This is a genomic window from Tigheibacillus halophilus (genome assembly GCF_042683165.1).
Taxonomy (GTDB): Bacteria; Bacillota; Bacilli; order Bacillales; family Amphibacillaceae; genus Tigheibacillus; species Tigheibacillus halophilus.
Genome location: NZ_JBHUIZ010000013.1, coordinates 1 through 25,052 on the forward strand (window position 1 = coordinate 1; position 25,052 = coordinate 25,052).

At 41.0% G+C, this 25,052-nt stretch carries 21 protein-coding genes; 12 read left to right on the forward strand and 9 right to left on the reverse strand.

Features of this window, described 5'->3' with window-relative positions; all coding sequences use genetic code 11:
• The first annotated feature begins 319 nt into the window (after nt 1-319).
• The gene (locus ACFSMW_RS13480) at nt 320-871 is read left to right on the forward strand and encodes an NADPH-dependent FMN reductase (RefSeq protein ID WP_390356454.1); all 552 of its coding nucleotides are present in this window, start codon (nt 320-322) and stop codon (nt 869-871) included.
• Between the two features lie 135 nt (nt 872-1,006).
• Here ACFSMW_RS13480 and nhaC read toward each other — a convergent pair whose 3' ends face one another.
• The 3 genes from nhaC to ACFSMW_RS13495 form a co-directional block, all read right to left on the reverse strand.
• Nucleotides 1,007-2,461, reverse strand: a complete 1,455-nt coding sequence (nhaC, locus tag ACFSMW_RS13485; protein ID WP_390356456.1) for a Na+/H+ antiporter NhaC — start codon at nt 2,459-2,461, stop codon at nt 1,007-1,009.
• Nucleotides 2,462-2,505: 44 nt separating this feature from the next.
• Nucleotides 2,506-3,657 (reverse strand): beta-aspartyl-peptidase, encoded by a 1,152-nt coding sequence (iadA, locus tag ACFSMW_RS13490; RefSeq protein WP_390356458.1) that lies wholly within the window; start codon nt 3,655-3,657, stop codon nt 2,506-2,508.
• A 194-nt stretch (nt 3,658-3,851) separates the two neighbouring features.
• Nucleotides 3,852-5,888 (reverse strand): sigma-54 interaction domain-containing protein, encoded by a 2,037-nt coding sequence (locus tag ACFSMW_RS13495; RefSeq protein WP_390356460.1) that lies wholly within the window; start codon nt 5,886-5,888, stop codon nt 3,852-3,854.
• A 528-nt stretch (nt 5,889-6,416) separates the two neighbouring features.
• On the opposite strand from ACFSMW_RS13495, the gene ACFSMW_RS13500 reads away from it, so the two are divergent.
• From ACFSMW_RS13500 to ACFSMW_RS13540, 9 genes are all read left to right on the forward strand, one after another.
• Nucleotides 6,417-6,599, forward strand: a complete 183-nt coding sequence (locus ACFSMW_RS13500) for a hypothetical protein (RefSeq protein WP_390356461.1) — start codon at nt 6,417-6,419, stop codon at nt 6,597-6,599.
• Nucleotides 6,600-6,717: 118 nt separating this feature from the next.
• Nucleotides 6,718-7,029: a hypothetical protein gene (locus ACFSMW_RS13505; protein ID WP_390356463.1), complete on the forward strand. Its 312-nt coding sequence runs from the start codon at nt 6,718-6,720 to the stop codon at nt 7,027-7,029.
• 473 nt (nt 7,030-7,502) lie between these two features.
• Nucleotides 7,503-9,236 carry a sigma-54-dependent transcriptional regulator gene (locus ACFSMW_RS13510; RefSeq protein ID WP_390356465.1) on the forward strand — a complete coding sequence of 578 codons (1,734 nt, stop codon included), beginning with the start codon at nt 7,503-7,505 and terminating at the stop codon, nt 9,234-9,236.
• Between the two features lie 211 nt (nt 9,237-9,447).
• Nucleotides 9,448-10,464 carry a 2-keto-3-deoxygluconate permease gene (locus tag ACFSMW_RS13515; RefSeq protein ID WP_390356467.1) on the forward strand — a complete coding sequence of 339 codons (1,017 nt, stop codon included), beginning with the start codon at nt 9,448-9,450 and terminating at the stop codon, nt 10,462-10,464.
• Nucleotides 10,465-10,479: 15 nt separating this feature from the next.
• Nucleotides 10,480-11,781 carry a four-carbon acid sugar kinase family protein gene (locus ACFSMW_RS13520; protein WP_390356469.1) on the forward strand — a complete coding sequence of 434 codons (1,302 nt, stop codon included), beginning with the start codon at nt 10,480-10,482 and terminating at the stop codon, nt 11,779-11,781.
• Entirely contained in the window at nt 11,774-12,772 is a 999-nt protein-coding gene (gene pdxA / locus ACFSMW_RS13525; RefSeq protein WP_390356471.1) for a 4-hydroxythreonine-4-phosphate dehydrogenase PdxA, read from the forward strand. The genes ACFSMW_RS13520 and pdxA overlap by 8 nt, the downstream gene beginning before the upstream one ends.
• Nucleotides 12,773-13,077: 305 nt before the next feature.
• Nucleotides 13,078-13,878, forward strand: coding sequence for a basic amino acid ABC transporter substrate-binding protein (locus tag ACFSMW_RS13530; protein ID WP_390356473.1), 801 nt, complete (start codon nt 13,078-13,080; stop codon nt 13,876-13,878).
• 49 nt (nt 13,879-13,927) lie between these two features.
• Complete coding sequence (locus ACFSMW_RS13535) at nt 13,928-14,662, forward strand: amino acid ABC transporter permease (RefSeq protein ID WP_390356475.1); 735 nt, start codon at nt 13,928-13,930, stop codon at nt 14,660-14,662.
• A gap of 14 nt (nt 14,663-14,676) precedes the next feature.
• Nucleotides 14,677-15,399 carry an amino acid ABC transporter ATP-binding protein gene (locus ACFSMW_RS13540; RefSeq protein ID WP_390356477.1) on the forward strand — a complete coding sequence of 241 codons (723 nt, stop codon included), beginning with the start codon at nt 14,677-14,679 and terminating at the stop codon, nt 15,397-15,399.
• Between the two features lie 411 nt (nt 15,400-15,810).
• Here ACFSMW_RS13540 and ACFSMW_RS13545 read toward each other — a convergent pair whose 3' ends face one another.
• From ACFSMW_RS13545 to ACFSMW_RS13570, 6 genes are all read right to left on the reverse strand, one after another.
• Nucleotides 15,811-16,671 (reverse strand): N-acyl homoserine lactonase family protein, encoded by an 861-nt coding sequence (locus tag ACFSMW_RS13545; protein WP_390356479.1) that lies wholly within the window; start codon nt 16,669-16,671, stop codon nt 15,811-15,813.
• 50 nt (nt 16,672-16,721) lie between these two features.
• On the reverse strand, nt 16,722-17,246 hold the full coding sequence (locus ACFSMW_RS13550; RefSeq protein WP_390356481.1) for a hypothetical protein: 525 nt from the start codon (nt 17,244-17,246) through the stop codon (nt 16,722-16,724).
• A 21-nt stretch (nt 17,247-17,267) separates the two neighbouring features.
• The gene (gene hisD / locus ACFSMW_RS13555) at nt 17,268-18,551 is read right to left on the reverse strand and encodes a histidinol dehydrogenase (protein ID WP_390356801.1); all 1,284 of its coding nucleotides are present in this window, start codon (nt 18,549-18,551) and stop codon (nt 17,268-17,270) included.
• A gap of 120 nt (nt 18,552-18,671) precedes the next feature.
• On the reverse strand, nt 18,672-19,658 hold the full coding sequence (locus ACFSMW_RS13560; RefSeq protein WP_390356483.1) for a LacI family DNA-binding transcriptional regulator: 987 nt from the start codon (nt 19,656-19,658) through the stop codon (nt 18,672-18,674).
• 155 nt (nt 19,659-19,813) lie between these two features.
• Nucleotides 19,814-20,959 carry an N-methyl-L-tryptophan oxidase gene (gene solA, locus ACFSMW_RS13565; RefSeq protein WP_390356485.1) on the reverse strand — a complete coding sequence of 382 codons (1,146 nt, stop codon included), beginning with the start codon at nt 20,957-20,959 and terminating at the stop codon, nt 19,814-19,816.
• Nucleotides 20,960-21,139: 180 nt separating this feature from the next.
• Nucleotides 21,140-22,585, reverse strand: a complete 1,446-nt coding sequence (locus ACFSMW_RS13570; RefSeq protein WP_390356487.1) for a sodium:solute symporter family protein — start codon at nt 22,583-22,585, stop codon at nt 21,140-21,142.
• A 327-nt stretch (nt 22,586-22,912) separates the two neighbouring features.
• On the opposite strand from ACFSMW_RS13570, the gene ACFSMW_RS13575 reads away from it, so the two are divergent.
• Nucleotides 22,913-23,638, forward strand: coding sequence for a GntR family transcriptional regulator (locus ACFSMW_RS13575; protein ID WP_390356489.1), 726 nt, complete (start codon nt 22,913-22,915; stop codon nt 23,636-23,638).
• A 214-nt stretch (nt 23,639-23,852) separates the two neighbouring features.
• Complete coding sequence (locus ACFSMW_RS13580) at nt 23,853-25,046, forward strand: iron-containing alcohol dehydrogenase (protein WP_390356491.1); 1,194 nt, start codon at nt 23,853-23,855, stop codon at nt 25,044-25,046.
• Nucleotides 25,047-25,052 lie beyond the last annotated feature (6 nt).

Here is a 25,052-nt window from a genome sequence, read left to right on the forward strand (position 1 = left end):
ATCTATCGACAATAACTAAGGAAAAAAAGCATTGCAATTGTTATGACAGACGCTCTATCGACAATAACAGAGGAAAAAAAGTGCTGCAATTGCGTTTAAACAGCTGTCCCTCCATAATGCTCCGGCTCTTTTAGCCTGCGAATTCATTTTTACCAGACATGGCTGGCATGCTATGTTACCCAAGCTTTTGCTTAATTTTTGGATGGCATTTGATCGTAAAACAAAATCACCTTTTTTATGAATTATGTCGATAATTAGATTTCCCTTCGTTTTTCTCTTACAATTAAAATCATGGAAGGACGATTTGGAGGGATCAGATTTGAAGTTGGTTGGTGTATCAGGAACACGCGCAGGGAATAAGACATCCCAAGCGGTGTATGATGTGCTGGCAGCCGCTAAGAGGCTGGACACATCAATAGAGACAGAATTGATCGATTTAAAGGATTATGACATATCTTTCGCTGACGGGTCTCCACTTGCATATTTTGATGATGACACTTGGATGGTGGCAGACAAAATCATGGCTGCAGACTGTCTGGTGTTTGGGGCACCTATTTATCAGGCATCTATTCCGGGAGTATTGAAAAATCTGCTGGACCATTTTCCGGAGAACGCATTTAAATACAAAGTCACGGGTATCGTAGCAACCGGTTGGTCGGAGAAACACTTTTTGGTGACGGAATACCAGCTTAAACCTGTACTTTCATATTTGAAAGGGCTGGTGCCAACGGGAAATGTGTTCGTTCAAAATGATTGCTTCAGTTTGGAAGGGGAAGAAATCATAAATGAAAGAGTTGCAAAGAGATTAGAAAATCTCGCAGATGAAGTGCTATTTTTGCAACGAAGTTTAAACGAGCGATGGCAGAGGTGATACCTAGACTTAGTTCCTAAAAAATGTTCTGTTTGTTCTTCAGATTGCTGAGGGAAAAGGAAGCATTCAAAGAAGGTACCGATCATGAAAGTTAGTTTTCTACGCTAGCTTTCGTGAGTCGGTACCTTCAATGTTCTATTTGTATATTACCTTCGCTGCATCATCGTTCTCCGCCTGATTGGAATCTCCATCTATTTTCGCAATACCGATCCCTGTATAACCTAGAATGATTGCAATGATAAACCCGACGTAACACAAAATTGCCCATGGAGCATAGCTCAACGTGGATACTCCTAGTGTGCCTGCCATATAAACACCTGCTGATGACCATGGGATGAGCGGCACGACGACAGTTCCCGAATCTTCCAAGGTCCTGGACAGGTTTTTGGCATGAAGCTTTTTCGCTTTATACGTATCCTTAAAGACCTCACCAGGAACAATGATAGAAAGGTAGGAATTACCTGTCACCAATGCCATAGTAATGCAGGAAAGGACTGTGGATAAAATAAGGTCTCCTGTTCTCTTTACAATTTTTAACAAGGCATTGATGATGACCTGCAGTATGCCTGCTTTGGTGATGATACCTGCAAAAATGAAAGCAGCAAAAGCAATAAGAATGACACTCGTCATAGATTGCATGCCGCCTTGGTTGACCAGTCTTGTAACTTCTTCCATGACCTTAGTGGAATCAAATCCTGCCTTGTGCACCATGGATGTATCAAAGCCTGTCACCGTGGAAGCGAATATGTTGGACAACGAAATGCCTTGGATGAACTTGGCAAGAATGGCTGCCACTGCTGAAGAGAGAATAATGACTGGCAGTGTTGGTTTCTTCCGTATAGATCCGTAGAGAATGATTGCTGGCGGGAGCAACAGTAATATATTCCAATCGAACATTTCCGTCAGCGTCTGCATCATTTGTGTCATTTGTTCTGGTGTCGATGCAGTCCCACCCGATAAATTGAACCCGGCAATCGTGTAAACAATCAAACAAATAATGGCTGCTGGAATCGTCGTGTAAAACATATGCTTGATGTGCTCATATAATTGACTTCCGGCTGCGATCGGAGCCAGATTGGTTGTGTCAGACAGCGGGGAAATTTTGTCCCCGAAATATGCTCCGGCCACGACAGCACCGGCAGTTGCTGGCAAAGAAGCACCCAATCCAGTCGCAATACCCATAAGTGCCACCCCAACTGTTCCAGCAGAGCCCCAAGATGTACCTGTTACAATGGAGATGATCGCAGATACAATAAAAGCGATCACCACGATGAATTTTGGATTGATTATCTCTAGCCCATAGTAGATCATCATAGGAATGGTGCCGGCTACCATCCAGGTACCGATTAAAATACCGATAGAAATGAGAATTAATATGGCTGGCATAGCCGTGTCAATTTTTTCGCGGATCCCTTTCATCATGCCTTCCCAATTTACACCGACGCGCAAGGCAATCATTCCAGCAAAGATGGATGCAAGGATCAATAACGGCTCTGGGCTGAATCCGTATACACCATACCCGATCGCGAGGAGTAAAAGCATGACTATTATTGGTAAAAACGCTTCTAATAATGTTGGTTGCCTTTTCATAAATCGCCCACCTATTCTTTTTAATCTTTTAAAAACCTATGCTGTTATGATTCGAATGTGCCCTTAACGATGATTTGCTTGGCTTGGAGCATGTGTCTGCCTTTCGCAAATACATGTTCTAATCCTAACGTTTCACGATTCAGGATGAGTACATCTGCATCTGCGTCTTTGCACAGCCTTCCCTTATGGGCAAAAGTGAGTGCGGCAGCTGTGTTGCTTGTAACCAAAGGCAATACATCTTCCAGTGGAAGACCATTTTCTTTAACAGCCGCAATGACTTGCTGAAACAATGTTTGCGGGCTGGCTACTCCGAAGCCGATCAGTCTGCCTTCTTCATTGAATTTAGGCAGACTGCCGTTCCCATCAGAGGAAATGGTCAACTGCTCCATGTCACCACCGTTTTCTTTAAAATATTTCACCCATTGTCCGGTTTCTTCATCTGCCGTAATATCTACGAATGCTCCTCTATTGGATAATGCGATAGCATCATCGACCAATTCCTTGCTTCTCGTAATATGTGTCGCATACAATTTATTTGCCGGAACCTCGTAATCGTCCAGGATACGGTGCAATAATGATAGATATTCTTTTCCTGGGCCAACATGGAAATGGGTGACCCCGGCTTTATTGCTTAGCAAACCGCCAATCCTGGTTTCGGCACATAATTTTGCTAATTCATGTACGGATGGCTGAGCACCCCGCGAATCAGATATGGCAATTTCTCCAGCCCCGATAACCTTGTCAATCAAGATAATGTCATCTTTTACACAGGAGGTTATTGTCGGGGTTGGGACATGATAATTTCCTGAATAAATATATGCTGTGATTCCTTCTTCTTCCAACCCCCGTGCTTTGGCAAGCAGCGAAGTCATATGCCTGGTTGTACCATCTGTGCCTAGCAACCCTACAACCGTCGTAATTCCCGATTTAACGATTTCGCTTAGCTGTATTTCGGGCGTTCTGGTAGCAAAACCTCCTTCGCCGCCACCACCCGTTAAATGTACATGCGGATCAATAAAACCTGGTGTGACCAAACATCCTGAGGCATCGATAATATTGACTTCCAATCCGAGACTTTGTAATGCATTCTCGTCGATATGTCCCAATTTCACTATTTTCTCTCCTATTAAAAGGATGGATGTCGGTCCAATATACTGTGGGGTGTAAACTTCTCCGTTTTTGATGAGTGTAATCATGTAAGAATTTGCCTCCTGTTGTGTTTTTTATCTTTTCAAAAAACTTCATTTATACGAAATACATTTCGTATGCAGGAATCTATATGCAAAAACAATGCCAAATAAAAGCGCCTCTCATCTGGCTGAGAGGCGCTATATTAACATCTATATTGATTAATATTTAGGTTGCATGTAACCTAAATATTAGCCTAAAATTATAATTGGAAGAATACTTGTAAGCCCAGTTTTGTAATTTTTGTTCCTTGTTTTTTGACTCCGACAGAAATGCAACCGCATTGACGAAGTGTTTCTAATTTCGTGCGAAGCTGTGCCTCTGAAACTTCCTTATCCATCATAGATAGTAATACGCCTCGCCCGATACCAGATTTTTGCTGCTGGTACAGCCTCAATATCTCTAGTATGCTTCGATAGATATGTGAGTCACCTTGCGCTCTTAACATTTGGACGGTCAACTCTGCTTGCTGATTCGGAATCAAATCCTTTTTCATTTGAGGTGGGAGATGCTCCAGGTCCGCTTCTACACCATCCGCTGCAACAGTCAAGTACCGGATCATAGCCTCTAATTCTCGAATATTACCCGGCCAATGGTAATCAAACAGCTTATTCCGCAGCTCTGGAGAAAATCTCATCTCTATATTTCTTTCATCCAGAAAATAATCCATGAGCGTATTGATATCTTCTACTCTTTCTCTTAAAGGAAGTACTTCCAGCGGTAACTGGTTAAGCCGATAAAATAAATCCTCCCTGAATGTACCTTCAGACATCATTTGCTGCAGATCTCTATTCGTCGCTGCAATGACGCGTACATTTACCGGGGTGACTTTGCTGCTTCCAACACGCATGACTTGTCTTTCCTGAAGGACTCGCAAAATCGCTGCTTGAATATTTGGCGGGGCATCGCCAATTTCATCGAGAAAAATGGTCCCGTTTTGTGCTAATTCGAATAAACCGGCTTTTCCACCTCGCCTGGCACCGGTAAAGGCGCCGTCATCGTAGCCGAAAAGCTCGCTTTCTGCTAGTGACTGCGTAATCCCGGCAAAATTCACGGCAACAAATGGACCTTGTTTTCTAGATGAATATTCATGTATTGCTTGTGCAAATATTTCTTTTCCCGTACCGCTTTCCCCATGAATGAGGATGGTGTATTCGCTCCGAGCAAGTTTTTTCGCGATTGCTTTCGTTTGTTCAATTGCATTGCTTTTTCCGACAATATCATCGAAAGTGTATCTGGTGTGCATGCCTGAATCAATTTTTTTCCTTCTGATTTCTTGTTCCATCCGCATGACATGTGACACATCCTGGAATGTGATGACAGCCCCGCTAAAGATTTGATCAACGACAATTGGTGTTTTGGTGATAAGAATTTGCAACCCTTGAATTTGAATGACCTGACGTGGTATTTCTTTCGTTCGGCCCATTACTTCTTCAATATGCAGGTCTCTTACAATTTCCGAAAAATGCTTGCCGATGATATTTTCCTGCTTCACGCCCAAGATCTGAATTGCATCTTCGTTAAAAACGGTAATTATACCATTGGCGTCTATCGATATAATTCCTTCATGCACTGCATCTAGCACTGTCTCTAATTGCTTGTTTAAAAACTTCTCATTTTGGACGGATATTGCTAATTTTCTTCCTATGCGAACAAAGTTACGAAAATATTCTGTCGTGAATAGATGAGTCTTATCCATAAACAGATCCAGTGCCGTTGATATTTCAAAAATCGTGGACAGGTCTAAGCTGCGGTCTCCTAGGTCGATTGTTTTTTTAATCCCTGCTGGGACAAGGCCCGAGAGGCCATGTGTAATGGCAATATCAAATCCGTGAAATGCAGGGGTGATTTCCATATCAGGGGAAAACGGGATGATTTCAAGATAATCAAAGCCAAGCCGGTTAAGTAAAGATACAGATTCTCTTGCGATATTCACTTCATTGCTGACAAGCAAGCATTTTGTTTTTTTAGGCAGATCGAGAAGCTTTTCCAATTTGTTGAAGTCGATGGACCGATTCGCTTTAATGAAGGGCACATCATATTGTGTCAGATCCAGAAATTCCAAATGGGCGTTTCTTGAACCGGAGGCAAGGATCAAGTCCACTTTGTCCATGTCTACTGGTGGAAAATGATTGCTCACTAATTCCACATTTTGCCCGAATATTTCTCTTATTGTTTCCTGGAAAGTGGTGTATACTGAAAATTCTTTCGTCAAAATTAAAATAACAGGCTTTTTCATTATTCTCTCCTCCATCCTTTTCATATTTTATCATTTTCATAGTGAGTGTGGAGGGAAGAATGAACAAGCAAGTTTTTCCCAGACAGATTGAATGCCACTATTTTTCATTATTGTGAATTGAATGTCTTTATGTTACTCTGATAATTGGAATATAATTCATACATAACTAATTATTTGAAGGCATGGTGGTAAGCGGAAGTGTGTTGCGAACTTCTTAGCACTGCGATGTCCCTTTTTATGATTCTGCCTGGTTCATCTCTAAACGATGGATGCGATTCATGATTGGCGTAATAGGGAATGGAATCACCTCAGGGTTTTGTTTTTTTCTGTTATTAGCAATGGGAATAAGTGAACCTTAAAATTCATTTTCCATGAATCCCGCTAAAGGAGTCATAGTTTTCATCCAACGTGCTATAGTAAAGGTCTGTCGTTGTTGCTGTATTTTAGCCGCAACGGAGCCCATTATGGTTAAGAAAAAAGGAATGATGGATTTGAAACAAATATAAGGAACTTATTGGGGGAGTCAGAGTGGGTTCTATTGTCTTTATAATTCTTTGGATCGTCGGGCTTTTTATACTTTATAGAATCATATTAGTAGCAGTCAGGGAAGGCATTAATGAATCTGTGGTCGGCAAACTTATCAAAAAGAATGAGGACCCTAAAAATGATCAGGAGACATTTCAACCATACGAGGATTTCGATAAGGACTAAAACGAGATGTTTATGAATGTTGGGCTTCTCACCAACTGACGCTATGTCTAAGAGGTCTTGCCGGGAGGGTATAAGGGTTTTATTGTTCAATAAGTCAATTTTAAAAGGGGGTTTTTATTTGAAAAGAGATCAGAATGTGGCAAGGAAACACGGGCTGATTAGTTTTCTTTCTCTGACAGTAGGTATTGTTTGTTTTTTTACCGTTTTTGTAACACCGACACAAATAGCTAATGTTGGGAATTTAATAGGAGATTATATCACATTTGCCATCACATGTATTGGTCTCCTATTATCTATTATCTCATTAAAGAAGAAAACGGAGAAAAATATAATTCCTGCAATATCTTTAATTCTTTCATTGTCCCTTTTTATCTTTTGGTTCATCGTGATTTTATTATTGTTTACCGGTCAAATGGATTTTGCACCATAATGTGTAAGGGTTAGGGCAAAGCAAAGATTGATGGCTTGTTTCTTAATTTTTTCAATGCAAAAAGGAGATGGAATACATGAGCGGCGATGTAATGTTTACTTTTTAACTTTTTTACCCATTGTTCTTTACTTGATGGTTATTGTTTTTGGAATTTATTTTTGTGGTGAAGATAATACAGTTTATGGCGGCAAAACTGAATATGGACAGGGAAAGAAATGAAAAAACAGAGGAATTAATCAAGATTATTCATCGAAACGACAATAGTAAGTAGTATGGAGGCTGTGAATTAAGTTGCCATAGCGGAATGGTTCTATTTTTCGAAAAAATAACAGCAGAAGGCACAAGACAAATGTATTCTCCCAATCGGAACGTAGCGTTGCATGTAGATACGTAAGTTCCACGGAGAAAATGACAATTTCCTCGATCTATGCGATAATGAAACTGTTGAAATATGCAACAAATGAGGGATTGACATGGTAAAAGCTTTATTGATAGCGCCGTATTCAGGCTTAGCGAAAACAGCAGAAAAATTGGATGTACCAGAAGATGTCAAACTAGATATAGAAATAGCAAACTTGCAAAAGGGTGTGGAAATTGCCCAACTGGCTGAATCAAAAGGATACGATATTATCATTAGCCGGGGCGGAACTGCCAGTCTCATTCAAGAAAATGTCTCCATTCCAGTTGTACATATTGATATAAATGGTTATGATATGCTGCGTGTTTTTACACTCATTCGTGAGATTAAAAGCGGAGTGGCTCTTGTCGGATTTGAAAATATCACCCGAGGGGCCGCTACACTGTGCAACATACTGGATTATGATGTCAATGTCGTGACAATCAAGAGCGGGGGTGAGGTTAGCGGTCAACTCACGCAATTAAAATCCCAAGGCTACGACGTGGTGATTGGTGATACTATCACAGTACAGGTTGCCGAACGGTTAGGATTGCGCGGAGTCCTCATCACATCCGGCAAGGAGGCATTGATGGATGCAGTCGAAGAAGGAAAAAGGATTTGCAAGGTTTTTCATCATGTGAAAAACCAATTTCAAACCTTACAAGAAATATACCGTTCCATTCCGTTCCCTGTTGTTTTGCTCAATCATCGCAATGAAATCATTGATAAAAATCCTACTTTCCTTGAGGAGATTCCGGACGAGGGTTTATTGAAAGAGGAAACATGTATAGAAGCTATTCAGCAGGTCAGGGATCATGGGAAAGTTCAGTGGCTAGAGTATTGCTACCGTAAAAAACGTTACATCATGCAAATGTTTTTGGCGAATGACGCGGCAAAAACTGTCGGTTTAATCATTCACCCACTGGCATTGAAGAAAAAAGAAGGTGCCATTCATATTGAAAATGAGTGGAGCAGGGTGCCGATCGTCGGCGAGAGCAATTATGCAATGAGACTGCGAGACAGCCTGCCAACATTCGCTCAAGGAAACAGGCCAATTTGCATCATTGGGGAAAAAGGAACAGGAAAACAAACCATTGCAAGGGAAGTACATGTGGAAAAATATAATGCTACCGCTCCACTGATCACGATTGAATGCAGTGCTGTTACATCTGCGGAGATTAAAGATTGGGAATCTCAGCTCCTTAGGATAAAAGAGGGGAGTATCATCTTAAGAGATGTGGACGAATTGCCGCTTGCTGTACAAGGGACGCTGGCGGAAATGCTAAATCGGACAAGATTGCAAATTTTTTCATTGACGTGTACCCCATTGGGTGCTTTCTCAAAACAGCAGCAAATCAGCGAGCTGCTCTATCCGAAAATTATATATTACACTATCCACACGCTGCCTCTGCGCCGGAGGAAAGAGGACATACCAGGATTTGTCAATTATTTTCTTACGGAGTTTCATACTGAAAATGGAAATGAGACATTGGGTGTAAAGCCGGATGCTATGGAATTTCTTCTGCGCGGTGAATGGAGCGGCAATATCACACAATTAAAAAAAGTGATTCGGGAATTGAGTATATGGAGTAAAGGTTATTATATAGAATTGCCGCAGGTAGAAGATATTCTCGCAAGCATGAAGCAGGAAGAGGAAGACTGGGGAGGAATTCCGTTATCTGGCACGTTAAAAGAAATGGAAAGAGAAATAATCCACCGGGTGATGGAAGAAGAAGGAAACAACCAGTCAAAAGCAGCAAGAAGACTTGGCATTAACCGGTCTACTCTTTGGAGAAAATTGAATGAATAAGACAGTGGTCGATGCGTAGAGCCTTTCATAGAGGCTCTTTTTTTGTTGCGAAATTAAACATGCGTAAATAAATATGATCATTTTTGTCATTTAAAATAAAAAATATGTTGCAATTTATGTCGTTTCTGTGTATGATTAATTGGTGAAACCGCTTAAAAAAATATTTGTGTTTCATTATAATACATTTGTATGTTTCGGAGGGGGATTTACAATGAGAATTAAAGCATTTTTAGACAAAGTACCAGGGGGTATGATGGTTGTACCTTTACTAATAGCAGCAGTATTGAATACGTTTGCACCAAATTTGCTGCGAATTGGTAACTTCACCCAAGCACTATTTGTAGATGGAGCAAGTACGATTATCGCATTGTTCCTATTATGTACAGGTGCCCAAATCAACCTGCGAAATGTAGGGGTCAGTTTGGGTAAAGGTGGTACATTACTCGCAACAAAATGGGTAGTTGGTGCACTTGTAGGATTGATCGCATATATGTTTGCCGATTCCGACGGTTTATGGCTTGGATTGGCGCCGATTGCAATTATCGCCGCGATGACGAACAGTAACGGCGGTTTGTATGTTGCTTTGGTTGGTCAGTATGGCGATAAGACAGACAGGGCTGCGTATTCTTTATTGGCTCTAAATGATGGTCCTTTCTTCACGATGGTTGCGTTGGCAATATTTGGAGCGATGGGATTTGTCAATGGTATGTTTAGCATCGTTTCGTTTGTTTCAGTTTTACTTCCAATTGCTGTCGGAATGGTATTAGGAAACCTGGATGAAGAAATGAGAGATTTCCTGGATAAGGGAAGTTCGATGCTGATCCCGTTCTTTGCCTTCGCATTAGGTATGGGAATCGATTTCGGAAGTATCATTAATGGCGGCATGGCCGGCGTTATTCTAGGTTTGTTGACTGTGTTTGTTACAGGAACTGCTGGATACTTTGTATTCAAGGCTTTCAAATGGAATCCGATTGCTGGTGCTTCGGAAGGGTCGACTGCTGGAAACGCTGTTGCAACACCCGCTGCTATTGCAGCTGCAAGCAGTTCTTTTGCCGCAAACGTGGAGTTGGCAACTGTACAAGTAGCAGCCTCAGTTGTGACGACTGCTGTACTGCTGCCGTTTTATATCGGATTTTTGGCTAAACGGCTGGAAAAGAAGGGCATCAAGGTGCCTGATGATTATATTGTAGAGGAATCATCTGAAAATACTTCAAAAGCAAGTTTGTAATAAAGAGGGATTGACATGGAGAGAAAACTTGGCATCATTGCAGACGACTTGACTGGCGCAAATGACAGCGGAGTCGGACTGGCAGAAAAGGGTATCAGCACATCGGTATTTTTTGACTTACCGCGTCAGAAAGAATTATTGCATAGCGGTATTGTTATGGACACCAATTCCCGTGCACTGTCTAAAGGGCAGGCATTCGATGTGACGAAAGAAGCGGCACAATTTTTAAAAGATATGGGATATCCTCATATATACAAAAAAATGGATTCCACATTACGCGGACACATTGGAACGGAGTTGCAGGCTGTATATGAGGTGTTTCAGCCTTCCTTTGTGGTCGTAGCTCCTGCTTTTCCCGAGCTGGGAAGAACGACTGTTGATGGTATTCATTATGTGAATGGGAAAGCATTGGCGGAGACGGAAGCGGCTCGCGATCCAAAACACCCTGTAGTGGAATCTTTTATTCCACGAATGATTGAAAATGAAATTGGTCAAAATGCTGGGTTGTTGAGGCAAGCTGATTTCCAAAAAGATCAAGCGGCATTTAAAATGATGCTTGATGGGTTCCTGGATAAAGGCATCCATTTTCTGGTTTGTGATGCAACTACGCAAGCAGATTTAAAAATGGCTGCTGAGAAAATCCTGGCTATAACCGATGATGTCATCTGGGCTGGATCCGCAGGCTTAGCTGAAGTATTGCCAGAAATATTGGGTATCGCAAACGTTAAACAGAAGGAAGCATTTCACGCTACAGAGCAAGTCATGGCAGTGTGCGGCAGTTTATCAGCCATTACCCAGAAGCAAGTGAATTTTGCTAAAGCGCAGGCTGATGTTTGTCATGTAGAAGTGGACACGAAGGAGATCTTTTCCAGCAGGTGGGATCAAATCAGCAAAAAGTATGTAGACAGCTGTTTAGACGCATTCGCGAAAGGAAAAGACGTGATACTTTATGTTCCTTCGGATGAGAAAATAAGGAAAGAAGTTTCGCTTGCAGGGAAAGAACTTGGATTATCAAGCAACGAAATAGGGGAATATGTATCTAGTGCTCTGGGCAAAATGGTCGCGGACACTGCCAAACAAAACGAGAAACTGACTGGATTGATGCTGATCGGAGGAGACACAGCAAAAGATACGACCCGTTGTTTAGGCGGCTTTGGTTTCCATTTGATAAAACAAGTCGAAGCGGGCATCCCGCTCGCAAAGCTTATTGGTACGGAGAAAGAATTTATTGTCGTGACAAAGGCGGGAGCATTCGGAAAAGAAAATTCCATTTATCAAGCTATGCAAGAAATGAAAGGAGCGGACAGCAATGAATAAGAAACCAGTTATCGGTATTACAATGGGAGACGCAGCAGGGGTGGGCCCTGAAATCATCATAAAAAGCCTGCAAAGTGAGCATGTGTATGAACAGTCTCATCCTGTCGTTATTGGCGATGCAAAAATGCTGGAGCGGGCTGCGAAAATTATAAATGCTGATATTGTCATCAAAAAAATTGATGAGCATGCGAATCTGAATGATACAACTTTCGGAGAAATTGTTTGCTTTGACTTGGACTTGCTGCCAGCAGACCTTGCTTTCGGTGAAGTCTCTGCAAAAGCTGGAGATGCTGCTTTCCAATATTTAAAAACAGCGATCGAGCTGGCCAATGAAGGAAAGATAGATGCTATTTGCACAGCCCCATTGAATAAGGAAGCTTTGCATAAAGGCGGCCACCGTTATCCTGGTCACACGGAAATCCTTGCTGAACTGACTGGCACGAAGGAATTCTCTATGATGTTGTCTTCACCAAAATTGAAGGTCATCCATGTTACCACGCATGTCGGCTTAATTGACGCGATTAATATGATTGAACCTGAAAGAGTGTATAATGTCATTCGTCTTGCCCACGAGACACTTTCGAAATCAGGTATCAAACAACCGAAAATCGGTGTGTGCGGTATCAATCCCCATGCGGGAGAAAATGGTTTATTCGGTTATGGGGAAGAAGAAGAAAAAATCATTCCAGCCATTGAACGTGCACAAAAAGAAGGAGTAAATGTCGAAGGCCCGCTTCCTGCCGATACTTTATTCTTCCGTGCCCAACGAGGTGACTTCGACATTGTGGTTGCCATGTATCATGACCAAGGACATGGTCCAATCAAAGTACTCGGTCTGGAGGCCGGTGTAAATATAACAGTCGGATTGCCAATCATTCGTACAAGTGTGGATCACGGCACTGCGTTCGATATTGCAGGAAAAGGTATCGTAGATGAACGCAGCATGCTGGAAGCACTTCGTCAGGCGATTGAATTAGCACCAGAGAAGTGATAACTGGGAGATTATTACTTGTTAGCAAACTGAATGGTGTCATATATTGTAAGCATACATGAGGGCGGGGCAAATGTCTCGCTGATTGGAAAGCTCTGTGAAGTATATGTTCTTCGCAGGGCTTTTTTCTATTTACAGAACAGAGATACCAGCCGTTTTCTGACAGTAGGTGCACTGCCCAGACATCCCAAAAATAATCATTGCATCCGCCTGTTTACTAGTTTATAATTATCTTAATCATCTTAAGTATCAGATAACTATTAGACCAAAGGAAAATTTCTTTATCAAAGGGGGAAGGGTTGGGGATGAAAAAAGCTGCACGTTTTTGGGTGGCCGGATTGCTTTTTGTAAGTTTAGCTTTGGTTATGCTGGGCTGCGGGGCAGGAGATACGAAAGGCAAAGCAGCAAGTGGCAAAGATTCCAATGCTGCAAAAGAAAAACTTGTCGTTGGGACCGATGCTACATACGCGCCAATGGAGTACATGGATAAGAAACAAAATATTGTTGGCACTGATATCGATATCGTCAAAGCAATTGCTAAGGAAATAGGCGTTGAAGTAGAATTTAAAAACTATGGCTGGGAGCCGCTGTTTCCGGCAGTAAGTAATGGAGAGGTCGATCTGGCAGTTTCATCCATTACGATAACAGATGAGCGGAAACAAGAACATGATTTTACAGATCCATATTACGTTGCCAAGCAAGTGATCCTTGTACCCGATGATTCCCGTGTGGAAAAGTTTCAGGATTTAAAAGATAAACGTGTCTCCGTACAGATCAATACAACGGGACACATCGTGACAAAGGAGTTGCTTGGAAAAACAAGTTCTAAAATCGTTGCAGCAGAAACAATGCCGCTGGCCATCGATGAAATGCTCAATGGCAATGCCGATGCTGCTGTAGGGGACAATTCAGTTGTGAATGACTATCAGAAAAATAATCCAAACAAGTCACTTAAAGTAATTGAAGACGACAGCTTTGAAAAGGAATATTATGGTCTAATGGTGAAAAAAGGAAATAAGGCACTGGTAGATAATTTGAACAAAGGAATTCAGAAGATTAAAGACAATGGGGTATTGGAGAAAATCACCGGCTTCGAAGTTGAATGAAAATTTTAATCAAAAATGATTGCGCTTACATGAATTGGAGGAAGACGGGATGGATCCTCTTACACTCAATATGCGATTGGATATGATCTGGGATTATAAAGAACTATTTGTTCGTGGATTATGGGTGACGCTTGGTTTAACAGCTGCAGGTTACATCGGAGGCATCGTTTTGGGACTATTCCTGGGGATGGGGAAACTTTCAAAACGTAAATGGCTCTATTACCCATGCAAATACTACGTTGATTTTTTCAGGGGTACACCATTGCTTGTACAAATATTACTGATTCACCTGGCTGTCATTCCCACCATTTTTGGACATTCGCTTGGCTATTTTATCTCAGGCGCAGCTGCACTCATGCTCAATTGCGGTGCTTATAACGCGGAAATCATTCGGGCGGGCATTCAGTCGATTGAGAAAGGACAAATGGAGGCGGCACGCTCCTTGGGTATGCCAAGTGGTATGGCAATGAAAACAATCATTTTGCCGCAGGCCTTTCGCCGAATGGTACCGCCGCTTGGAAATGAATTGATCGCTTTATTGAAAGATTCATCACTGGTAACCGTCATTGCAGCTAATGATTTGCTTTACGCGGGCAAGGTTATTGCCGGAGCATACTCACGGTTTTGGGAGCCATATATCACTGTTGCCATTTTGTATTTAGTGTTGACGTTTTTATTTACAAAAATTATTTCATACGTTGAAAAACGTTTTAGCAATAGCTATATCCCGTCTGGTAAAAGACGTATATTTTCGATCGGCCGTCCATTTGGGCGTTCGGCATAGGATGGGGTGTTTTGATGATTAAGATTGAAGGCTTGCATAAATCATTTGGTGAATTGGAAGTACTGAAAGGGATTGATTATGAAATAAAGGAGAAAGAGATCATTTGTGTCATTGGTCCCAGCGGTTCGGGGAAAAGCACCTTTTTGCGTTGCATCAACTTGCTGGAGAACATTACTGCCGGCTCAGTGTTTATCGATGGTGTCAAGGTGAATGATCCGCGGACGAATATTAATGATATACGAAAAGAAGTGGGGATGGTTTTCCAGCAGTTCAATCTGTTTCCCCATATGAAAGTGCTTGATAATATTACTGTTTCACCGAGAAAAGTGAAAAATATGACTGCAAAGGAAGCGGAAGCTTTGGCCCTCCGGCTTCTTGAAAAAGTGGGACTTGTTGATAAAGCAAATGCTTATCCGGAGCAATTATCGGGTGGCCAAATGCAGCGAGTGGCGATTGCCAGAGCATTGGCGATGCAGCCGAGAATCATGTTGTTTGATGAACCGACTTCAGCGCTGGACCCGGAAATGGTCAAAGAAGTGCTGGATGTCATGAAGCAGCTCGCCTATGAAGGAATGACAATGGTCGTAGTCACACATGAAATGGGTTTTGCCAAGGAAATGGGCGACCGTGTCCTGTTTATGGATCAAGGATTACTGTTGGAAGAAGGAAAGCCTGATGAAGTGTTTAATCATCCTAAAAATGAAAGAACAAAGACATTTTTGAGTAAGGTGCTCTAATCCGAACACTATTACTTTCCTAAGGCTAATACTCTATTCCGCCAAAGTGTAGTACAGCATTTTTGATATTTTTGATGCCTTGGATCACTTTCAAGGAAAGTTCCCAGTATGGGATTCAGGCTGAATTCGACATTGAATTGTCAATCTAATGCATTATCTTGGAAAAAAGGATATAGACGATGAAGCATGAGGAAACAATTCACCAGGTGATTGTCGTTAGCACAGAGAGTTAGAATATCTTACTTTGAAAAATATTCCCCTTGCTTTACTGGACAAGGGGAATGTTTTATGACTTATAACATTTACTGCATTGACACATTTTGGCTAAAAATATCTTTAGGCTAACTGAATTGCATAAGATGAACAGTGCGCATAATTCAAGCTCGGTGCAAATAAAATTCCTTTTTGGAGTTAAACTTTACTGGTATCATTATCCGCTAGGGTTATTTCCACTACATGCAATCCTTTGTCTGATATTCTTGAAGGAAACCTGTCTACCAACCTTTGTTCATGGATGGGAATGATTCTTTGTGGATCTCTTCCAACAAGATTCATCATTCGATCGGTACTCAGCAGAAGGTTGGTTTGGCTCCCAGAAGCTAATCCAACTGGTAAGTAAACACCATCACCATTACGGCCCTCAACATTGTCGAATACATAAGCCAGATCACCTGCCAGTATCCAAGAGTCGTTGTCGCCATTATTTACACGAACGAATTGAGAACCAAAAGTGTGTGTATCGAAGGCTGCAAATACATCAATATCTTGCAGTACATTTTCCTGGTCACCATCTATTAATTTTAATCGTCCATCTTTCGCCAACTCAGCCCCTTTAATAATATCACTTGGATCAAGTGCACCTAATAGCCAATTAAATTGATCAGGTAATGCCATTGCCCACATCCATTTAGATATTTCCTTTTCCTGCATATAAAAAGTAGCGTTTGGAAAGTCTTCTATGTTACCGAAATGATCAAAGTGAGCGTGTGTTACAAATACTGTATCTATGTCTTCAGGTTTTACATCGACTTCTTTTAGAACTGTTTTTGGGCTTTGCCAGTTTTCAACGCCGAATCGGTCAGCAAGGACTTTTCCATAATCCTTATTATTAAAGCCGACGTCAACAAGTATATTATGACCATTTCCCTTAATTAGCACATAACAATAAGGTAGTTTTAAATGCCCTTCATTATGGTCCCCGTAAACAACTCCGCCTTTATGATAGTTCGCTACATAGGCGTATTCCAACACCCAGATTGAATAGTCGTTCAATTGATTAACCTCCCTTTAATGATGAAGCGATTATTTTTTTGCAGAAAGTATTAATGCGTACATCCGCACCCTGAGTTCAAGTCGATCATTTCCAGACCCATTTGAAAACTGGAAGCTTTTTTTAAGTAGTTATTTGCATATTTGACATGTATGAGTAATTTTTTTATTTCAGCCTCTTGTAAGTAGTAGATTCTCTCTTCCAATTGCAATTCAGCATACGCTCTTTCAATGCACACCATCGATTTACACATTTCATGATAATGTTGAAGAAGGGGTTTAGGAATAGAAATGTGTAAAATAGCTTCCTTGGTTTCACTTAACAAGTTCTTAGCGAAAGAGACTGATCGATAGATTTCCTCTTTTGCTGTATAAGAACTTTGTAAAAGTATCATACTTCCACTTAAAAATTGTATGACTTTTTTCATTGCATTGAAGTGTTTGCGTAACGCTACAAAATATCGAGCCAATTCTTCACGGTCAACTTTATCCCAGCCATTACTTTGCAAGTATTGTTTGTCAATTTTTTCAGTAGAAAGGTCGTTTAAAAAGTGATCTATCATGTCATTCTCAAGCATCTTATACCTCCAAAAAGAATTTTATACCTTATTTCCATACTTGCGTACCCGCAGTAATGCTTGTTCGGCGTGGCCAGCGAAATTTTCCAGCTTGGAGAGCCTCGCGGCATATTCTCCAATATGGGCACTCGTTTCTCCCGAAGTTACCTTCTGATAGGTTACTGTTTTAAGGAATTTGCCTACCCATAACCCGCCTGTATATCTTGCGGCACCTTTGGTAGGCAGTGTATGATTTGTTCCGATGACCTTATCTCCGTACGCTACATTTGTCTCCGGTCCTAAAAACAGGCAACCGTAATTGGTCATATTATCCAAAAAGTAATCCGGATTTTTAGTCAGAATCTCTACATGTTCAAATGCCATTTTGTCAGCCTCTTTAACAGCCTCTTCTTCATTATCGACAAGTATAATTACCCCGTAATCTTTCCATGAAACGCTTGCAACGTCCGCTGTAGGCAACGTTTTTAACTGTTTCTCTATCTCTTTTAAAGTTTGATCAGCAATTTCTTTAGAGGTGGTGATTAATGCACCTGGAGAAGTTGGTCCATGTTCTCCTTGTCCGAGAATGTCAGTTGCAATCATTTCAGGATCGCTAGTTTCATCTGCTACGACAAGTGTTTCGGTTGGACCGGCCAGTAAGTCGATGCCGACGCGGCCGAATAACTGACGCTTGGACTCGGCTACAAATGCATTTCCTGGACCGACAATCATGTCGACTGGGGCGATGGATTCTGTACCTACTGCCATCGAAGCCATTGCTTGGATGCCACCAAGAATATAAATTTCATCGGCTCCGGCCTGATGCATAGCGTAAACGGTTGCAGCGGGAATTTCACCATTGATTGGTGGAGTGCAGGCGATGACTCTTTTTACGCCAGCCACCTTTGCGGTCAGGACACTCATATGCGCAGATGCAACCATAGGATAACGGCCGCCGGGGATATAACATCCGACACTGTTCACAGGAATATTCTTATGTCCGAGAATGACCCCCGGCATCGTTTCAACTTCTATGTCCTTCATTGAGTTTCGCTGTTCCTGGGCGAATCTACGAATATTATCCTGTGCAAATGCGATATCTTTTGCAGTTTGTTCCGGAATCTTGGAACAAATGGCATCGATTTGTTCTGCTGATAAGCGAAAACTTTCCGGATTCCATTTATCAAATTTTTGAGACAACTCTCTAACTGCTTGATCGCCTTCCATTTCTATCTTTTCAATAGTGGAACGGACAATCTCGGAAACTTTGGCATCCTCATTACGAATATCTTCTGCTTCTTTTCCTTGTTTTAAATAAACAGCCATCATGATCTTCTCCTTTAGTTTTGCATACGTATGCAAAAGAGTGAAAAATAAAAATCTATTAGAAATAGATTTTATACGTAAATACTATCCGAAAACGGTTCCAAATGTCAAGAAATAATTTTACCGAGTCGTTTTCCGATGGATAAAAGTCCCGTTCAATGTAACCTTTCGCGGTTTGGACCTATTTATCTCAGATAGCATCAAATCGATAGTTTCATTGACCATTTGTTCAATGGGTTGTGCCCATGTAGAGAGCGCGTGGCTTGGCCACGAGGCCATTTTAATATCATCAAATCCAATAACAATCGTTTCTTGCGGCACCTGTATATGGTTATTTTTTAATGCATCCAGCGCACCTAGAGCCGTGATATCATTGGCGCCAAAAATGGCATCAGGAATCCTGTTATTTTTGATATATTCATTGGTTACATGATAAGACTTTTCATAAGTATAGTCTCCTTCCAAAATAGCCGCATCAATTCCTTTATTTTTAAGATAGCTTGTAAACCCCAGTTGTCTGTCCCGGCTGGTAGAAGTATTGATTTTTCCTGTAATGAAAACAATATCTTCGCACCCTTGAGCATATAGATAGGAAGCTATTTCCTTTGAGGCTCGGATATTATCACAATAGACAGAGTTACAGGAAAGATGTTTATCGTATCGATTGAACAATGTGATCGGAATATTATTGTCATGTAATCTTGTAACGACTTTAGAAGAAAGCAATGCGTCTGTAACAATGACACCTTCGACATTATATTCCAAAAAATGGTTAATTTCTTCTTGTTGGATTTCTTCGTTTTCTGTGTAAACAAATAACACCGTATAACCCCTTTTGCGAAGTTTCTCAGAAAACATCCCCAGAATTTCGTGGTAAAAAGGATTCTGTATATCTTTCATGGCCAGACCGACCATACCAGTCTTTTTTGTAATCAATCCTCTGGCAAGAGCGTTCGGACGATACCCTAATTCCTCTGCAGCTTGCAGCACTTTTCTTTTTGCTTTTTCGGATACACTTGCACCGGGTGTAAATACACGTGATACGGTGGACTGTGAGACATTTGCTTTTTTTGCAACATCCATTGCGGAGGAGATTTTCTTTGTCATACAAGAACCTCTTTTTCTATTTTACTTACTATAAATATAGTGAATGTTGGAAAGAAATTCAACTTGTTGTAGATAAAATCTCATCTTGAAAGACCGGGTGTTATTGTCGTCTCTAACCCCTCGGCAGCAGCTTGATTATTCCAATGAGTAGAGGGTTAGTGGTTTGCGGCTGATAAGCAATTAGTAATCGAAAAAGCCGAAATATCCAGTTCAGATTTTTTTTCGGTGATTTGCTGACTGATTATTTCACCTATCGCACTGCTATATTTAAATCCATGCCCGGAAAAACCTGCTGCAATGAAAATATTGTCATGCTCTGGATGTTTGTCTAATATGAAATTTTTATTTGGTGCTTTCGTGATCATACATGCTTTCCCATTCCTGAACGCAGGGGCAGCGTGTGGCAAAAAATTTTCAGCGAATGTGACAAGATCTTTTTGGTCATTTGGATATTTGCCGAAGTCTTGCACCATATCTTCTGGATCAACATCTTTTTCAGAATCATTCCTGCCGACCTTCACACCACTTCCAGTTATATCTGGGAAACCGTAGTACTTCTGTTGATTGCAGTTAAAATAAAAGCAAGGAAGCAGTGGCGGCTGAAAGGAAACGTCATTTGTTTCAAACCAACCAAAGGTTTTGCGAACAGTTTGCAAGGGCAGCCTGATATCTTTCAAAATTTTTCCTGTCCATGCTCCGGTACAAATCGCGATTCTATCCGCGTAGAAAGTATTTTGCCGTGTTTTAACAGTAATGCCGCTGTTTGAAGGTATTATTTCTGTAACTGGACAGTTGGTTTGGATGGCGACTTGATGGCTTTTCGCCAATGTCTTGTACGCCAGAATGATGTCTTGGTTTAGTAGAACACCGGAATCAGGCTCTAAGTAGCCTATATAGTTTTCAGGGATGGAAAATTGAGGCCATCTTTTTTCTATTTCAGCAGGCTGCAACCTTTCCATCGGCAAGGAGAATTTTTTCGCAACTTTTATTGTATCCGCTATAAAAGGGGCATTTTCCTCTCCGGCCAGTAGCGTGCCAGTAGGATAAAAAAGTTTGCGATTAGATGCTTTTTCCAGATCAAACCATAGTTCTTGCGCACGAAGTACTAATGGGGCGTACTGTTCTCCTTCAGCTGGAGCATGCCGGATCAGTCTGGTTTCCCCATGATGACTCGCCATGTTGTGTGGTGGATCATAAGCATCTATTAATAATGTGTCTATTCCTTTTTTTCCTAAGTAATAGCCAGCAGCCATTCCCATCGATCCTGCACCAACGACGATGACACTGTAATGTTTTTTCATTCTACTATTTTCCCTTCATTTTCATTGGTTTTTGTAAAACGACTTGGAATGATATTGTCGGTGTTTATCTCTTTTATTCTTGTTTGTTGTCTTTTGCGTGTTTAATCCATCCACCTATTACAACTAACGCTGAAAGGTAGCACACGCCAACCGAAAAGTAGACCAAGAGATCCCAGCCACTCATTTTACAGCCCCCTTTGAAAGTGTAAGCTCTTCCTTAACTTGGTGAATTGTTAATTTGTGTACAATGGTAAAAACAATCAGGTTCGTGATAATGCCCACCACAATGGCTGGTATACCAAACGGCTCTTTCAATATATTCAACCATAAAATTGTTACCAGTAAGCCTGCAATTATCGCAGGAACCGCTGCATGCGGGGAAACTTTACGTTCTGCAGGACCTCCCCAAAGTAAGGCTATCACCATTGGAGGGAGGATGGATGGCGCCCATAATTTAAAACCAAAAAGCATCAAATCCATGACACTGGGGATAAATAGCGAAACACCGACACCCGCAATTCCAACAAAAATAGTCGCATATTGTGCCCAGTTTAGCATGGACTTATCATCGGCATTTTTATTAATCAAACCTCCGTAAATATCTTTGGAGAAGATAACGGCAGCAGTATTCAGAATCGAACTCCCAGTTGACATAACAGCCGCGATTAAGGCTCCGAATACCAGGCCGATGATTCCGATTGGCAAGTACTCCAAAACAAAATTGACGAAAACCAAATCTCCATTCATTTTAGGGAAGACTACAAAACCAATTAACCCGATAACCATGATTACAATGGTAAGAAATATATACATAATCGCAAAAGAAACTGTGCTCCAAGCAGTAATTCGGGAGGATTTGGATGCAGCGTATCTTTGAATATAGTGAGGGGCAAGTGCTTCTCCTAATAAAAATGTTAAAAAAGTAGATATGAATATACTCACTGTCCATGGTCCGCCAAATAAAACTAAATGATCAGTATCTATTAAAGCTGCTTGATCAATGATGTTTGACATGCCGCCCATTTTAATGACACCGATCATGGTTGCAGTAGCAATGCCTCCCACGAGCAATATGAATTGAATTGCATCTGTATAAACGACAGCCAACATCCCGCCTGCCCAGGTATACACAATAGTTATGACGGCGCCAATCAATGTGAGCCAAAGAAATGGCAAACCGATAATCGGCTCCAAAATTCTTCCTAATGCTAATGCTTGCACACCAAACATGCCAATCATGAACAGGAAGGAAAATATACTGGAAACAAGTCTTCCAGAGTGTCCAAAATAAAACCCCATAATGTCTCCGATGGTGTGGACATTTTCCATTTCACGGATACGGGGAGCAATAAAGAAGCCGATAATCACCTGGCTGATAACCACTCCCAGAAGTGCAAGAAATACAACGATACCGATATCATAGACAAAGGAAACTCTGCCTACTGTAGCTCCGCCGCCTGCTAAGGTGGCTCCAATGGTCGCGAAAATCAATGCAAAAGGCATTGTTCGCCCTGCTACGGAATAATCACTGAAGTTGGATATCTTTTTCATCGTATAATAGCCGATCCAAAGAACCACTAAAAAATAAATTAATAATATAACCAAGTCTACAAGACTTATCTGCATCCTAATCCCCCCAAAATGGTATTCGCTCCAGCCGATTTTTAGCAATCTATCAATCATGCAATGGACAATCTATAAAAATGATTGAATAAAAATGGCGTCGTATCGAGCCATTTTTATTTGTTATTTATCATATATAATAATTCGATATTTTACAATGAATCAAATTTATATAAATAATCAATGAATTGAATAAGTGTTATTATAAGGTTGAATAAATGGATAAAGATTTTGATGGGACAAAAAACATGTCATATGTATAATTGACTATGCAAATATTAGTTGCTTTAATTAAAGTAATAGAGACATGTGTCCAATAGGAGGGTACCAATGAGTTTGAATTTCGATAGCCCGGAGCCATTACATACGCAATTGAAAAAGAAATTAAAAGAAGATATTTTGAAAGGATGCTATAAGAAAAAGATACCTAGTGAGCGAGTATTGATGGATCGCTTTTCAGTGAGCAGAACCACTGTAAGGATGGCTGTCTCAATGCTGGTCAACGAAGGAATCCTGGAAAAGAGCCATGGGAAAGGCACTTTCATCTCCAGCACACCAGTCCAGGATTGGCTTGGCGCTTTTAAAAGCTTCACCGAAACAATAGAAAATGCAGGAATGACTCCCAGTTCCAAATTGCTATTCCAGGGTATTGTGTCTCCGCCAAGAAATATAGGAGAAGCACTTGAAGTGGAAAAATGTTATCTCATTGAAAGACTCCGCTTTGCTGATGATCTGCCTATTGCTATAGAGAAGCATTTTTATTCTGTGGAAATAGGTAAGGAGCTTGAAAAATATGATTTGAATTCGGTAGTCATATACGATGTGCTTGAAAATAAGCTGGGCATCAACTTATGGAAAGCAAAGCAATCAATCAAGAGCGGGACTGCGATAAAACATGATGCCGAGAATTTGTCAATTCCAGAAGCATCGAGTGTATTACTTAGCGAACGTACGATTTATGACCCAGAGGGGAGATCTGTCGAGTTCTTGAAAAGTATATTCAGATCAGATATGTATACTTTCAATATTGAAATGATGCGTGCAAGGGAGAAATGAACTTGTTAATTTAGCAACTGGACATCATTACGTACAGGTAATTTAAAAAAACATCTAAAATTGCTACACAACTGAAGAATTGAATTATAATAAATGTATTGACAATTATAATAATAAGTGTTTTAATTATTTCAAACAACTGGTAGTTACCTGTTGTTATGATGAGAATTTACTTAGGTCACATTTTATTGGTGAATAAAGGAGGAGAGATAGTATGGCTACATTGTCCCTTCCCAACCAGATAGAAGTCGGTGTGGGAAGTATCAATCAGTTAGGAAAAGCGATTTTAAAGTGTGGCGCTACCAAACCATTGATTGTAATGGACGCATTCCTAGCAGGTGCCCCTTTGAACCTTCATAAAAAAGTTCATGAGGTTCTGCAACAAGATGGTTTAGATTACACGTTATTTACGGAATTTTCTGGGGAACCGACGCTTGCACACGTTCAAGATGCTGTGAAGGCTTTAGATACAGCAGGCGCAGATAGCGTAGTTGCCATCGGCGGGGGAAGCGCAATTGATATTTCCAAAAGTGTTTCATTATTTGGACTGAACCCGATGATGGACTGGAATGTTATCGCGCAGCAAGCCCATCTGAATCGGCTGCCCTTAATTGCAATCCCAACAACTGCTGGAACAGGGTCAGAAGCAACTGGAATCATGGTGGTTTCCAATCCTGAATCTGGCATTAAAATGAACCCCGGCCATCCCGATTTGATTCCGGATGCTGCTATTTTGGATCCGGAATTGACGGTTAGTCTTCCAAAACACTTTACAGCATTTACAGGGTTGGACGCGTTGACACATGCTATCGAGGCTTATGTATCTACCCGTTCCTCTATATTGACAGACGGTTATGCATTAAAGTCGATTCAAATGATAGGAGAGGCTCTTCCAAAAGTTTATGAAGATGGGTCTAATTTGGAAGAAAGGCAGAAGATGCTGCTGGCGAGTTGTTATGCTGGAACAGCGTTCTTTAATGCCTCAACCAATCTGGTTCATGCAGCAGGACGGGCGCTGGGTAACCGTTTTCATATACCTCACGGATTAAGCGTAGCTGTTTTATTGCCTGCTGTCATGAAATTTGGACTTGAGGCAGCCAAGGACCAATACAGGGATGTAGCTGTTGCCCTTGGTGACAACCCTGAGAAAAGTACTGATGAGTTAGCGGAGTCATCCATTAAGATAGTAGAAAAGTTTAATGAAAAATTTGGGATTTGGAATGAACTACGGAAGTTTATTCAAGATATAGAAGCTTTCCGTGGCGCCATACCAATTTTGGTGAAGGATGCATTGTCAGGAAATGGGATAAAGACAAACAGGAAACTTCCTTCTTTTCAAGATATTGAGAACGTCTATATGAGTCTTTGTGAAAAAATATCAGAAGTGGAATTTACTACAACTAACTAAAAAACA

What these genes read in the sequence shown, in the direction of transcription:
- nhaC (WP_390356456.1), bottom strand. Translation starts at nt 2,461, where the DNA reads ATGAAAAGGCAACCAACATTATTAGAAGCGTTTTTACCAATAATAGTC.
- iadA (WP_390356458.1), bottom strand. Translation starts at nt 3,657, where the DNA reads ATGATTACACTCATCAAAAACGGAGAAGTTTACACCCCACAGTATATT.
- ACFSMW_RS13495 (WP_390356460.1), bottom strand. Translation starts at nt 5,888, where the DNA reads ATGAAAAAGCCTGTTATTTTAATTTTGACGAAAGAATTTTCAGTATAC.
- ACFSMW_RS13510 (WP_390356465.1), top strand. Translation starts at nt 7,503, where the DNA reads ATGGTAAAAGCTTTATTGATAGCGCCGTATTCAGGCTTAGCGAAAACA.
- ACFSMW_RS13515 (WP_390356467.1), top strand. Translation starts at nt 9,448, where the DNA reads ATGAGAATTAAAGCATTTTTAGACAAAGTACCAGGGGGTATGATGGTT.
- ACFSMW_RS13520 (WP_390356469.1), top strand. Translation starts at nt 10,480, where the DNA reads ATGGAGAGAAAACTTGGCATCATTGCAGACGACTTGACTGGCGCAAAT.
- pdxA (WP_390356471.1), top strand. Translation starts at nt 11,774, where the DNA reads ATGAATAAGAAACCAGTTATCGGTATTACAATGGGAGACGCAGCAGGG.
- ACFSMW_RS13530 (WP_390356473.1), top strand. Translation starts at nt 13,078, where the DNA reads ATGAAAAAAGCTGCACGTTTTTGGGTGGCCGGATTGCTTTTTGTAAGT.
- ACFSMW_RS13535 (WP_390356475.1), top strand. Translation starts at nt 13,928, where the DNA reads ATGGATCCTCTTACACTCAATATGCGATTGGATATGATCTGGGATTAT.
- ACFSMW_RS13540 (WP_390356477.1), top strand. Translation starts at nt 14,677, where the DNA reads ATGATTAAGATTGAAGGCTTGCATAAATCATTTGGTGAATTGGAAGTA.
- ACFSMW_RS13550 (WP_390356481.1), bottom strand. Translation starts at nt 17,246, where the DNA reads ATGCTTGAGAATGACATGATAGATCACTTTTTAAACGACCTTTCTACT.
- hisD (WP_390356801.1), bottom strand. Translation starts at nt 18,551, where the DNA reads ATGGCTGTTTATTTAAAACAAGGAAAAGAAGCAGAAGATATTCGTAAT.
- ACFSMW_RS13560 (WP_390356483.1), bottom strand. Translation starts at nt 19,658, where the DNA reads ATGACAAAGAAAATCTCCTCCGCAATGGATGTTGCAAAAAAAGCAAAT.
- solA (WP_390356485.1), bottom strand. Translation starts at nt 20,959, where the DNA reads ATGAAAAAACATTACAGTGTCATCGTCGTTGGTGCAGGATCGATGGGA.
- ACFSMW_RS13570 (WP_390356487.1), bottom strand. Translation starts at nt 22,585, where the DNA reads ATGCAGATAAGTCTTGTAGACTTGGTTATATTATTAATTTATTTTTTA.
- ACFSMW_RS13575 (WP_390356489.1), top strand. Translation starts at nt 22,913, where the DNA reads ATGAGTTTGAATTTCGATAGCCCGGAGCCATTACATACGCAATTGAAA.
- ACFSMW_RS13580 (WP_390356491.1), top strand. Translation starts at nt 23,853, where the DNA reads ATGGCTACATTGTCCCTTCCCAACCAGATAGAAGTCGGTGTGGGAAGT.